The sequence below is a fragment of the Haloarcula sp. K1 genome (genome assembly GCF_001647155.1).
Lineage (GTDB): Archaea > Halobacteriota > Halobacteria > Halobacteriales > Haloarculaceae > Haloarcula > Haloarcula hispanica.
Window position 1 is genome coordinate 433,547 of record NZ_LRHL01000023.1, and the last position, 11,520, is coordinate 445,066.

Consider the following 11,520-nt stretch of genomic DNA (forward strand, 5'->3'; position numbering starts at 1 on the left):
CGTATTGACCGCACGGGTTCAAGGGTGTATGCCACTGGCGGTCAGCGCTGGAGGCGCGCGACCGCCTCGCCGTCGCTGTTCTCGACATCGACTAGCCCGTCGTCGGCCAAATCCTCCAGAAGCCCTCGGAGCCATTCGCGGCCGTACTCCCCCTCGGGCGCGTAGTCCACGCGCACACGCGGCCCCAACTGGTCCAGTTGTAGCTCGTCGTACTCCTTGAGCGCCGAGATGACGCGGCCGCGCATCTGTCGACGGCTCCCCTCGAACTCGGGCTGGGTCGGGACGTCCGGCGCGGTGAAATCGCCCGTTTCGTAGGCCGAACACCACTCACGCCACGGGCACTGCGCGCCGTCACAATCCGGCGTCTTTTCGCAGGCAACCCCGCCCAGTTCCATGATGGCGTTGTTCCAGACTCGCGACTGGCCCCCGGGCATGAGTTTGCTTGCAGCCGCTTCAAACTCTGAATCGTCGTCCGGCACGTCGAAGGCGCGGTACAGGACACGCTTGACGTTCGTATCGACGACGGCGTTCCCGTTGTTGAACGCGAAGGAGGCGACGGCGTTGGCGGTGTAGGGACCGACACCCATCAGGTCGCTGAGGCCGTCCGGGTCGCGGGGCCACTCGCCGTCGTAGTCGTCGACCACTTGGCCGGCCGCCTCGTGGAGGTACTTCGCACGATTGTTGTAGCCCAGCGAGTGACTGGTCCAGAAGCCCACGACATCCGAACGGTCGGCCTCAGCCAGGGCCGCCGCAGTCGGCCAGCGGTCCAGAAAGTCTTCCCAAGCGTCGACGACCCGGTCCAGTTGGGTCTGCTGGCTCATCACTTCGGAAACGAGAATCTCGTAGGGGTCAGTCGTCTCCCGCCACGGGTACGAGCGGTGGTCCGCCTCGTACCACTCCACGAGCGCGTCCTGGACAGCCGACGGGTCCGCGGGCACGCCTCCCGGGCGGTCCGTCGCTGTCGACTGGTCAGTCATACCTCCGTTTAGCCCTGTCCCGATTTGTGCGTGGCGGTCGTTGTCGCCCATCCCGTCGGCTGTACGTCTGGAAAGAATCGCCGCCCTGAGATGGCGGATATCTTGCAGTAGTTGCAGCCAACAGTATCAGTCGTCGACTTCGGACCGTCCCCACTCGAACTCGGTCCCGTACCAGTCCGGCTCGTCCTCGCTGAACACGTCCGCGAACACGAACATCGCGCCGTCGGGGTAGGTCGTATCGATATACAGCCGCCAGCCGTGGGCCTCCGCGATGGTCTTGACGATAGAGAGGCCGAGCCCGGTTCCGTCCTCGCTCGTCGTGTGGCCGTACTCGAAGATGTTGTCGACCGCTTCGCTCGGAATCCCCGGACCGTCGTCGGCAACGTAGAACCCGTGGTCCGTCAGCCCGACCGTGACGGTCACCTCCGGGCCGACGTGGTCGATGGCGTTGCGAAACAGGTTTTCGAGGGCTCGCAAGAGCCGCGTCCGGTCGGCGTCGATGGTTCGACTGCCCGCGACCTCGATGCTGGCGTTTTTGTTGTCGATGTTGTCCCACGCGTCAGTGACGACGGCCTCCAGCGGAACCGGAGCGGTCTCCTCGACGCTTGCGCCCTTTCTCGTCAGCGTCAACACGTCGTCGATTATGGACTCGATACGGTCGTGTGCGTCTTCGAGTTTCTCGATGTGGGTCTGGAGGTCGTCCGAGTCCGTCTCCGGGTCCGACAGCCGCGTCGCAAGCAGTTCGACGTGCCCCCGGGCGACCGTGAGCGGGTTTCGAAGGTCGTGGCTCAGCGTCGACGCGAACTCGTCCAGCCGCTCGTTCTGGCGTTCGAGTTCGTGGCTCGACCGCTCGGCCTCCTCACGAGCTGCCTGGGCCTGGCGGATCTGACGCCGGAGCGTGTCCCGCATATTTCCGAAGGCGTCGTACAGCCGCCCGATCTCGTCCTGCCGGGCTGTCGAGATGTCAACGCCGAGGTCACCCTGTTCCATGGCCTGCGTCCGGTTACGGAGCTGTCTCAGGGGCCGAACCGTATGCCGTCCGAAAAGATATCCCGCGATGCCCAGCGAGGCGACTGCCGTCCCGATGACAGCGAGGAAGCCCCAGCGGACGAGCCGACTCGTTCCGTACAGTGTCTCTTGCGTCGCACTCGTCGTGACCACCCACGATGTACCGTTGACGGGCGTGTACGTCGCGACATGGGACCCCGTTTCGATAGTCGTCGTTCGGCCCGCTGTTGCGGCCCGGAGACCGTCCTGACTGATGGGCACGGAACCACCCTGGCCCCCGATAAGCGGGTCTCCGTCCCCAGTGAGCAGTTGCGTCTCGAACCCGTCGCGCCCGTCCTGAAACTGCTCGACCGGGACCCGGGCAACCAGCACTAGTGCTCCATCGCCATCGGAGACGGGAGTCACGAACGCCATCGAGTGGTTGTCACCGTCCGCGTATGCTGTCGAGTGGATCACTGTGCCAGTGTCGGTGGAGCCGTTCATCGTCGCCATCACAGGGGACTCCCACGCGGGTTCGACCGCCCGCGGTGGCCGGCCTTCTGTGTTCGTTCCGGTGCTCGCGACGACTATCTGAGAGTTGTCGACGGTGGAGACGTAGTGAAGCGAACGAATCTGTGACGACTCTGCCGTGGCTGCTGTCGTAAGGTACTGTCTGATATCTGCGGGCGTCCCAGTGACGTACACCCCTGCGGCTGCGATAGCGATGGCCTCCGTCTCGGTGGTCGTCCGCCACTGCCCGATACTGTCGGCGCGATGCGTGGCCGACGTTTCGAGGTCCGTCACCGCGTCGCTGACGACCCGGTCCTGTATCTGCAGGTAGCTGCCGAAGCCGACGGCTGCGAGTACGACGACGATTACCGCCAGCGCGACAGCGAACTTCGCCACGTAGTTACGCGTGTACACGTCCGGGAGGACTGCGTGAAGCCGCTCTAGCAGCCCGTCGGGCTGGCTGGACGCTGCTGTCTCGTCCCCACCACCTGTCATTATCTAATCTGAATCCTTCGGTAGTTGACCGCTACCAACCGTTATGTTCAGTCCATGATATAATTTATCATATGTTATAATCGTAGACATCCGTGTTTCGAGGGAGCGGTCCCAGACGAGTCGTAAGGGGTTTCCTCGCGCTCACCGTCCCCGTTCGTATGAGCCTCGACGATCTACAGGATGATATCGAAGCGGCGTACGGCGACTTCGACGACGAGTTCGAACTGTCCATCGACCGCGAGACGCGCAACGAACTCGCGATGCTGTCAGTCGCACTCGACCCGGACGACCCGGACGAACTCGTCAGGCGCGCGGTCCATATGCTGTTTCAGTCGACCGTCGACCGCGGGACGCTGGATTTCCACCTCCGGTCGAGCTACGACTGTACGTACGACGAGTACCTCTCGGGGATGACCTTCGACCAGATGACCGGGAACGACTTCCCTCAGCAACAGGACAAGGACGACCGGCGCTACCAGTTTTAAACGAAGAGCCCAAGCGCCGGCACCGTTACCGTACCGAGGACGACCGAACGAAACATCCCGAGCGCCCCGCAAGCAGAATACGAAACACGGTCGTCTGAATCGGCTCCAGGGATCGCTGCAAGAGGGCCGACATAGCTCCCATATACATGAAATTAGTTAACAGTTAGTGGTGCTATAGAGTCTTTCCTCGCTACTTGTACGGCGAAGATATCCGCGACACGGCAACTGCCTCACCCAGCTATCCGTCAGGACAGCGTCTCTGCCGGGAACCGCCCCTGGGTTGAGAGCCCCGCTGACACGAAATAGGCAGTGCGTCCCAACAATGATCGGGGTCGAATCGCGTACCCCACTCACCACCGCCCATAGCCAAGACAGACTACCATCTGTTTCCGATAGTCTTTGCCAAAATATCAATAAATGAAACAGATGTTCCGAGCTACTGTCTTTTATCTTCCGTTAAATACAGCACAAACGGCCGATTCTAACACAATATGTGAGGTGTCGAACAGACTTATTCAAGTTTGATAGTTGGAGGGGAATTATAAAACGACCCTAAATCAACGCTGACGTGTGGGATTATCGCCAGGCATACCGACGTGGGTTCTCCTCATCGCGTTCGGCATAAACCTGGGAATTGCCGGTATTGCCGTTCGTCGGCGGAGTGTACGCGGGGCAGTGCCGCTCGCCGCGATAATGATCTCTGTCGCACTTTATTCGCTCGGCAACGGCGTTCTGTCGGCAAGCACGACAATGCCGACGTACCGGACCGGTCTCGTTATCAAATACATCGGGGCGGTCGGGCTCGGGCCAACACAGTTCTGGTTCGGGCTGACATACAGCGGCCGGGAATCACTCCTGACCCGCCGACGCTGGGCGCTACTGCTCGCTCCCCCAGTCGTCGTTTTCGGGCTTGTCGTGACTGCACAGTCACACAACCTGCTGTGGACCCTCGACGGGTTCGTGCAGGGACCGCCGCTCGCGAGTCCGGAGCGCGTGAACGGCCCCGTCTTCTGGTTCAATCTCCTGTACCAGTACATTCTGATAGGGACGACGTACGTCATCGTCGGGCTCTTCGGACTCAAGCGAAGCGGTCGGTATCGAACACAGGCGACGTTGATGTTGCTTGGCGGCATTATTCCGCTGATTGCGAGTTTAGTGTTCGTCTTCGGCAGTGATCCGATGGGGTCCGCTGACCCGACAGCGTTCGCGTTCACGTTTACGGGGGTTGTCTTCGCTATCGCGCTCTTTCGCTTTGACCTCCTCGACCTGATGCCCGTCGCGAGACACACGCTCGTTGAAGAGATGTCTGATCCCGTCTTCGTCGTTGATAAAGACGGGCGGCTTGTCGATGTAAACGAGACTGGCACAGACCTCCTCGATGATGAAGGGACGGCGATTGGCCGGTCTGCGTCGGAAGTCATGCCGTCCTACGACTCGCTACCAGACGGCGACGCCAGTGCCGACGCCGATGTCGTCATCGAAGCTGACGGCGGACCACACTACTTTGATATCAACCGTTCAACGCTCACCGACCAAACCGGCTCAGTGATCGGACAGCTGCTCATCTACCGTGACGTGACTGAGCGCCGTATCGCGGAAGAGCGCTTCCAGCGCCTCATCGAACGGTCTTCGGACATGGTGACGGTTCTGGACGAAGACGGGGAGTTCACGTACGTCAGCCAGCCAGTTAAGAAGATACTCGGATACGAACCTCCCGAGTTGGTCGGTGAGAACGCCGTCGAATACATCCATCCCGACGACAGACAGCGCGTTGTTGAGGACCTGGCCAGATACGTCGACGATTACGGCTACTCCGGCACGTACGTCGTGCGGTTCCGCGACGCAGCGGGTAACTGGCGTTTCATCGAAGCGCACGCAACAAATCTGCTCGCCGACCCGTTCGTCGAGGGGATCGTCCTCAATTCCCGAGACGTGACCGAGCAACTACAGCGAAAGCGGAAACTGGAACGGCAGAACGAACGGCTCGACCAGTTTGCGAGCATCGTTGCGCACGACCTCCGGAACCCACTGAACGTCGCGAGTGGACGACTTAGCCTACTTGAGAGCGATGTCGCTAGCCACGACGCGTCGATCGGGACGATTCAGGAGCAACTCGAGCGCATGGAGTCGATCATCGACGACTCGCTCACGTTGGCTCGCTCAGGAGAAACGGTGACTGAGACCGACGAGGTAGACCTCGAACTGATCGCATACGATGCCTGGCAGAGCGTCGAGACTGGCGGGGCGACCCTCGTCGTCGAAACGACGCTCCAGATCGATGGCGACCGTAATCGGCTCCGGAATATGTTCGAAAACCTGTTCCGAAACAGCGTCGAGCACAACGAGTCGGCTGACCTGACCGTCAAAGCCGGGTCCTTACCCGACGCGGTCGGGTTCTACGTTGAAGACACTGGGGCAGGTATCCCCTGCGAAGAACGTGACGCAGTGTTCGAACAGGGATATACCACAAACGCGGAGGGGACAGGATTCGGCCTCGCTATCGTTAAAGACATCGTGCAGGCCCACGGGTGGGACATATCAGCCACTGAGGGCGAGAGCGGCGGAGCAAGGTTCGTGATCGAGTGCCACGAGTCACCTATGGTGAACCAACCCGACACCACATGACGCTGAACGACTCCAGCGACGAATGCCGTCATCGTAGCGTTACCCGCTCCCGTCACTGAAGACGGACCCACCGCTACCGGCGAAACGACGGCCTCAGCACAAGGGGCGGTGCGACACTCTTACAGGTCGACGTACTGGTCTTCCCATTCGCGGCGGGCGTCGATCTCACGACGCCCGCGGCGCGTAAGCGTATAGAAGTTGGTCCGGCGGTCGCGCTGGCCCTTCTCGACCAGTCCCTTGTCGACCAGAGTGTCGAGGTTCGGGTACAGACGACCGTGATGGATCTCCTTCTCGTAGTACGCTTCGAGCTCCTCCTTGATAGCTAAGCCGTGGGGCTCTTCCCTGCCAGCGATCACGTAGAGAAGGTCACGCTGGAATCCTGTCAAGTCGTGCATCGGTTTTCCTATGTAATGATTTAGTATCTATACTGTTAAATATATCGGCCCAGAGAACTTGATGTTGTTTCGGTAGTCCAGAGTGTCGAATTTTCTGTATTTAGGCCCTCAGTCATCGTTTTGTTCAAATGGTAAATACAGTCAGTATATCATCATTCTTCGGAAACTGATGGCGACAGTATTATTTGTCACTGGAGGGCACTGAGAGGTTGGTAGAAACAGTCCTGCTCGAAAGCGAGCAAGGACTCGACCACAGCGCCGTCGCAGCATATCTCAGAACGGTGGTCGACTCTCCGGGAGATAGATCTGAGATCACGCTCAGCGCAGGGAGGGGTCGGGGCCATGTCGCGCCGCCACCACAGGCGGAGTTCGAGGTGAACGCCGAGCGCGCGAGTCCGGAGGGGCGACGGTAACTCAGTATCGGAGTCGAACCGGAGTGGCCCGAGAACGCGACAGACACAAAGTGGTCTATCGAGTACGTCGTATCGTCCAGCGGTTCCTTTTCGGATGTACAGCAATCGCTCGTATCTGGTCGTTAGCAGCGAAGTAAGTGGAAAGCGGTCGCGAAAAACGCGACCGCTTGCCGCCCTGAATTGGTCCCCGCTGACGCTTCGGCCCTCCAAGCGAAGCGTCACTTGGTCGAATGGGGCAGAATAACTTAAAAGTACCGGCCCCGTCCAGCAGATGTTAGTTATCGAATTAGAAGCGAATGTAAGCTGTAACTAACCTAGATATGTTCCTCCTCGAGCACCCATCCAAGTGCCCGCTTGTAGTGGGTGAACATCATACGGACCCGCTCGTGATCCATCTCCTCGTCGTCTAGCTGTTCAGCAAGGAACTCGTACTGCTCGCGGATCTCGTCTTCCGAGCGCATACGTTGGCGTAGACAGCCCTCACGGAACAATCTTGAGGGCTGGCCTCTCAGCATCACGTATGAAAGTCCGCGGGGAGCGCGAGTGCCAGGACTGTGGCACGCGATGGCGGTACTACGAGACGGGGAGCATCGCCTGTCCGGACTGTGGCAGCATCCACAGCGTCGGCATCGACGAGCACACCGAACACACCGACTCACCGGCCACCCTCGACCTGACGCCGGTCCGGAGCCGGATCGACGCGGACCCGACCCGGGAGCTCGCTGACGCGGCCGCCGAGCGCTGTCGGGAGTACACACGCAAGCGGGGGTTCATCGACGCGGGCGAGCTTCGCTCGCTCAACCCGACGTTCGTCGCCGCGGTCGAACTCCAGCACGTCGGTGCACACCTCTCCCGGGAGTTGCGCAGCGGCGACCCGGCGGAGCGGTACTTCTACGAACTTCTCGGCAGTGCTGACGACGGCGACCGTCCGGCTGTCGAGTCGGTCCCGTCGGAGCTTCGAGTGCCGTACGGCCTGGCGATGGCGGCCGCCGTCGATAGCTATCAGCGCGACGTACGGACGTATCTGGACGCCAATTCGGAGCCGACTGCACGACAGCTCTCCGGACGGATTCGCGACCATCGAAAGCGGATCGAGGCGCTGGACGGCGATGTCGACCCCGCGGACGCCAACCGTCTCGTTCACGCGGCGCGGAACCTGGGGTCGTACATTACCGGCGACGAGAGCGCCTTCGTCAGAGCCGAGAACTGGCTTGCCGGAATCGAGAACGACACGGTCTAAGCGGTCACTGGAGCCGCCGTACGAGGGTTTCGTCCAGACAGTTTTCCGGAACCGCATCCCGCCACGCTACGGTCTCTATCGACTCGCCGTCGAGTCCGGGGTCCGACGCGAGGTCCGTGGAGTCAGCCGTCGCGCGATAGGTCCCGAAAAAGAACATCGCCTCTCGGCCGCCATCGGTCACCGTGACCTCGGTGACGGCACCCAGTTCGTCGACGGTACTCTCGACGCCCGTCTCCTCGCGTACCTCGCGGCACACTGCTTCCTGACGCGTCTCGCCGGTTTCGACGCCGCCGCCCGGGAGCTTCCAGATGTCGTCCTCGTAGACGAACAGCAGGCGGTCCGCCGGGTCGGTGACGAGCGCGCCGACCGCCCAGTGGAGCCCCCGGTCAGCACGGGCGCGGACCCCTTCTACACCCGCTGTGTCGGTCTCGCGAGTCACCCGACGGGTGAGCACGTCACGGTTCTCGAAGGCCGCAAGCGACGGCATTCAGGGCAGGTCGACGTCGATGTCGTGTTGCAGGCCCGTCGCTTTCACCGTGTTGTACAGGAGCATTGCGCGGGTCATCGGGCCGACGCCGCCGGGAACCGGCGTGATCGCGCCCGCGACCTCCTTCGCGCTCTCGTATTCCACGTCGCCGACCAGTTCGTACCCCTTCTCGGTATCAGCGTCGACGCGGTTGATGCCCACGTCGATGACCGTCGCGCCCTCCCCAATCATTTCGCCGTCGATCATCTCCGGGACGCCGGCCGCAGCGACAAGAATGTCGGCGTTGCGGGTCCGCTCGGCGAGGTTCTCGGTGCGGGAGTGACACACCGTTGTCGTCGCGTTGCCGCCCGGTGCCTTCTGGATGAGCAGGTTCGCCATCGGCTTGCCGACGATGTCCGACCGGCCGACGACGACGGCGTCCTTGCCCTCGGTATCCACGCCGGCGCTCTCGATGAGCTTCTGGATGCCGTGGGGCGTGCAGGGCTTGTAGCGGGCGTCACCGGCGACGAGTCGGCCGACGTTCTCCGGATGGAAGCCGTCGACGTCTTTCATCGGGTCGATGGCTCGCAGGACCGACCTGTCCTCGACGTGGTCGGGGACCGGCATCTGGACCAGGATGCCGTTGACGTCGTCGTCGGCGTTGAGGTCCTCGATAGTGTCGTACAGTTCGGCAGCGTCCGCGTCGGGGTCGATGTCGATGTCGATTGCCTCGATACCGACCTCCTCGCAGTCGTTCTGTTTCATCGAGACGTAGGTCTCGCTGGCCGGGTCCTCGGACATCAGGACCGTCGCCAGCGACGGGCGCTCGCCCGCGTCGGCGAGGTGGTCGATGGACGCGACCAGATCGTCCCGAATCGACTGTGCGACGGCGTTGCCGTCGATAATCTCTGTCATTGGGTACAACGGCGGCGCGGGGCGGTATGAACGTCCCGGATTTCGGCCGGCCGCGACAGGCAGGCGCGCGCTCGCTCAGGGACAGTCCGATTCGGTGACTGACTGGCGCTCCGCTCCCTGCTCGACGGCCCGCGTTTCGCCGTCCGGGACAGTTACGGTCATCGCCTGGCCGCCGTAGCCGTGGGTCTGGTCGTGGCCCCGGACCACGACACAGGTCGTATCGTCGGGAACAGTAATGGTCTCGGACCGGGTGAACGGAGCCGTCGAGTGAGCGTGCCGGAGATCACGGCGGCCGAGTCGGTCGCCCGCCAGCGTCTCGACCTGCCACCAGTTCGCGTAGCCGTCCTCGCCGTCGTCATCGTGATAGAGTGTTACGTCGAAGCGGTAGTCGTCGCCTTCGTCCGTGAGTTCGACCCCGACGACGTTGGCCTCCCGCAGGTCGAGTTCTGTGGCTGTTTCGGTCTGTCCAGCAGTCGACTCCTGGCCTGTGGGGGTAGCGGCGTCTGTCTCCGCCGCCGTAGCCGTCACTGTCGGCTCGCTCGCGCCGCCGTCGCTTTGCCCGGTTTCCGCCCCTGACTCGCTCTCGAACTGCGTACAGCCAGCGAACACCGACAGGGAGGCACCCAGTGCATAGAGCGTCCGGCGTCGGGTTGTGCGGGGCATACCAGTCGTATCGGAGAGAGATGCCAAAAAGGAGGATGCCAGTGGGCGGACAGCAGAATCCGCGCTCCAGGGCTAGCCTGTCGCTACTCGTACAGCGTGTACTCGTCGGTCATCTCGTCCACGCGGTCGCTGACTTCCGCCACGACATCGTCGTCGTGGGGGGCGTCGACGACCTTGTAGATGAGATCGGCGACCTCGCGGCAGGCGTCCTCGTCGAAACCGCGGGTGGTGAGCGCGGGCGTACCGGCGCGGATGCCCGAGGGGTTGAACGCCGAGCGGGTCTCGCCGGGGACGGTGTTGGCGTTGAGGACGATGCCGGCCTCTTCGAGCGCTTCCTCGACTTCCTTGCCAGTCGTATCCGGATGGGACGGACGGAGGTCGATGAGCACGAGGTGGTTGTCCGTGCCACCGGAGACCAGATCCAGACCGTGTTCCTTGAGTCGGTCACCGAGGGCGACGGCGTTGTCGACGGTCTGCTGGGCGTATTGCTCGAACTCGGGGGCCAGCGCCTCGCCGAAGCCGACGGCCTTGCCGGCGACGTTGTGCATCAGCGGGCCGCCCTGGGAGCCGGGGAACACCGCGCTGTCGATGTCGTCGGCGTACTCCTCGTCGCACATGATGATGCCACCGCGGCCGGCGCGGATGGTCTTGTGCGTCGAGCCGGTGACGAAGTCGGCGACGCCGACCGGCGACTCGTGGACGCCGGCGGCGACGAGGCCGGTGATGTGGGCAATATCCGCGAGGTGGTAAGCATCAACTGCGTCGGCAGCTTCCTGAATGCGCTCGAAGTCGACTTCGCGCGGGTACGCGGAGTAGCCCGAGACGATGATGTCCGGCTCGAACTCTTCGGCGTGGTCGTGCAGTCCCTCGTAGTCGATGTAGCCGGTCTCCTCGTCGACTTTGTACTGTTCGACCTCGTAGACCTGCCCGGCGAAGTTCGCCGGGTGACCGTGCGAGAGGTGGCCGCCGTGCGTCAGGTCCAGCGAGAGGATCTTGTCGCCGGGTTCGAGCACGCCGAGGTAGACGCCCATGTTGGCCTGCGAGCCGGAGTGTGGCTGGACGTTGACGTGGTCCGCGCCCCACAGTTCCTTCGCGCGGTCGATTGCCAGCTCCTCGACGTCGTCGGCGTACTCGCAGCCGCCGTAGTAGCGTTCGCCGGGGTAGCCTTCGGCGTACTTGTTCGTCAGTTCGGAGCTCTGTGCCTCCATCACAGCTTCGCTGACGTGGTTCTCGCTGGCGATCATCGCCAGCGTGTCGTTCTGCCGGCCTCGTTCGCCCTCCAGGGCGTCTGCGACTGCCGGGTCCGCTTCCCGTACGGTTTCGTAGCTCATGTATCCGAGTCAGGACCG

The 11,520-nt window shown here is 62.4% G+C and carries 12 protein-coding genes; 4 read left to right on the forward strand and 8 right to left on the reverse strand.

Annotated elements, in window-relative coordinates; translation table 11 throughout:
- Positions 1-41: 41 nt before the first annotated feature.
- Entirely contained in the window at positions 42-977 is a 936-nt protein-coding gene (locus tag AV929_RS09640) for an A/G-specific adenine glycosylase (protein WP_064288204.1), read from the reverse strand.
- Between the two features lie 126 nt (positions 978-1,103).
- A complete protein-coding gene (locus AV929_RS09645; protein ID WP_064288105.1) occupies positions 1,104-2,969 on the reverse strand; it encodes an ATP-binding protein in 1,866 nt (621 codons plus the stop codon).
- Positions 2,970-3,127: 158 nt separating this feature from the next.
- Between AV929_RS09645 and AV929_RS09650 the strand changes: the two genes are divergently transcribed.
- Both AV929_RS09650 and AV929_RS09655 read left to right on the forward strand, forming a co-directional pair.
- Positions 3,128-3,454 (forward strand): hypothetical protein, encoded by a 327-nt coding sequence (locus tag AV929_RS09650; RefSeq protein ID WP_050007613.1) that lies wholly within the window; start codon positions 3,128-3,130, stop codon positions 3,452-3,454.
- A gap of 570 nt (positions 3,455-4,024) precedes the next feature.
- Positions 4,025-6,079: a histidine kinase N-terminal 7TM domain-containing protein gene (locus AV929_RS09655; RefSeq protein ID WP_064288107.1), complete on the forward strand. Its 2,055-nt coding sequence runs from the start codon at positions 4,025-4,027 to the stop codon at positions 6,077-6,079.
- A gap of 119 nt (positions 6,080-6,198) precedes the next feature.
- Here AV929_RS09655 and AV929_RS09660 read toward each other — a convergent pair whose 3' ends face one another.
- A complete protein-coding gene (locus AV929_RS09660) occupies positions 6,199-6,474 on the reverse strand; it encodes a PadR family transcriptional regulator (protein WP_004518082.1) in 276 nt (91 codons plus the stop codon).
- A gap of 209 nt (positions 6,475-6,683) precedes the next feature.
- Here AV929_RS09660 and AV929_RS21395 point away from each other — a divergent pair, with 209 nt between their 5' ends.
- On the forward strand, positions 6,684-6,887 hold the full coding sequence (locus AV929_RS21395) for an amphi-Trp domain-containing protein (RefSeq protein ID WP_080510071.1): 204 nt from the start codon (positions 6,684-6,686) through the stop codon (positions 6,885-6,887).
- A 314-nt stretch (positions 6,888-7,201) separates the two neighbouring features.
- Here the strand turns inward: AV929_RS21395 and AV929_RS22315 are convergent, their stop codons facing one another.
- Positions 7,202-7,348 carry a hypothetical protein gene (locus tag AV929_RS22315; protein ID WP_004961170.1) on the reverse strand — a complete coding sequence of 49 codons (147 nt, stop codon included), beginning with the start codon at positions 7,346-7,348 and terminating at the stop codon, positions 7,202-7,204.
- A gap of 59 nt (positions 7,349-7,407) precedes the next feature.
- On the opposite strand from AV929_RS22315, the gene AV929_RS09665 reads away from it, so the two are divergent.
- Positions 7,408-8,127, forward strand: a complete 720-nt coding sequence (locus tag AV929_RS09665; protein WP_064288109.1) for a hypothetical protein — start codon at positions 7,408-7,410, stop codon at positions 8,125-8,127.
- A gap of 4 nt (positions 8,128-8,131) precedes the next feature.
- Here the strand turns inward: AV929_RS09665 and AV929_RS09670 are convergent, their stop codons facing one another.
- From AV929_RS09670 to glyA, 4 genes are all read right to left on the reverse strand, one after another.
- Positions 8,132-8,614, reverse strand: coding sequence for an NUDIX hydrolase (locus AV929_RS09670; protein ID WP_064288111.1), 483 nt, complete (start codon positions 8,612-8,614; stop codon positions 8,132-8,134).
- The gene (locus tag AV929_RS09675) at positions 8,615-9,508 is read right to left on the reverse strand and encodes a bifunctional methylenetetrahydrofolate dehydrogenase/methenyltetrahydrofolate cyclohydrolase (RefSeq protein ID WP_064288112.1); all 894 of its coding nucleotides are present in this window, start codon (positions 9,506-9,508) and stop codon (positions 8,615-8,617) included.
- 75 nt (positions 9,509-9,583) lie between these two features.
- The gene (locus AV929_RS09680; RefSeq protein WP_064288114.1) at positions 9,584-10,171 is read right to left on the reverse strand and encodes a hypothetical protein; all 588 of its coding nucleotides are present in this window, start codon (positions 10,169-10,171) and stop codon (positions 9,584-9,586) included.
- 83 nt (positions 10,172-10,254) lie between these two features.
- Positions 10,255-11,502 carry a serine hydroxymethyltransferase gene (gene glyA / locus AV929_RS09685; RefSeq protein ID WP_050038115.1) on the reverse strand — a complete coding sequence of 416 codons (1,248 nt, stop codon included), beginning with the start codon at positions 11,500-11,502 and terminating at the stop codon, positions 10,255-10,257.
- Positions 11,503-11,520: the final 18 nt, after the last annotated feature.

Bases quoted from the DNA above. Each gene is read 5' to 3' on its own strand.
- AV929_RS09660 (WP_004518082.1), bottom strand. From the start codon at position 6,474: ATGCACGACTTGACAGGATTCCAGCGTGACCTTCTCTACGTGATCGCT.
- AV929_RS09650 (WP_050007613.1), top strand. From the start codon at position 3,128: ATGAGCCTCGACGATCTACAGGATGATATCGAAGCGGCGTACGGCGAC.
- AV929_RS09670 (WP_064288111.1), bottom strand. From the start codon at position 8,614: ATGCCGTCGCTTGCGGCCTTCGAGAACCGTGACGTGCTCACCCGTCGG.
- AV929_RS09640 (WP_064288204.1), bottom strand. From the start codon at position 977: ATGACTGACCAGTCGACAGCGACGGACCGCCCGGGAGGCGTGCCCGCG.
- AV929_RS09665 (WP_064288109.1), top strand. From the start codon at position 7,408: ATGAAAGTCCGCGGGGAGCGCGAGTGCCAGGACTGTGGCACGCGATGG.
- AV929_RS09645 (WP_064288105.1), bottom strand. From the start codon at position 2,969: ATGACAGGTGGTGGGGACGAGACAGCAGCGTCCAGCCAGCCCGACGGG.
- AV929_RS22315 (WP_004961170.1), bottom strand. From the start codon at position 7,348: ATGCGCTCGGAAGACGAGATCCGCGAGCAGTACGAGTTCCTTGCTGAA.
- AV929_RS09675 (WP_064288112.1), bottom strand. From the start codon at position 9,508: ATGACAGAGATTATCGACGGCAACGCCGTCGCACAGTCGATTCGGGAC.
- glyA (WP_050038115.1), bottom strand. From the start codon at position 11,502: ATGAGCTACGAAACCGTACGGGAAGCGGACCCGGCAGTCGCAGACGCC.
- AV929_RS09680 (WP_064288114.1), bottom strand. From the start codon at position 10,171: ATGCCCCGCACAACCCGACGCCGGACGCTCTATGCACTGGGTGCCTCC.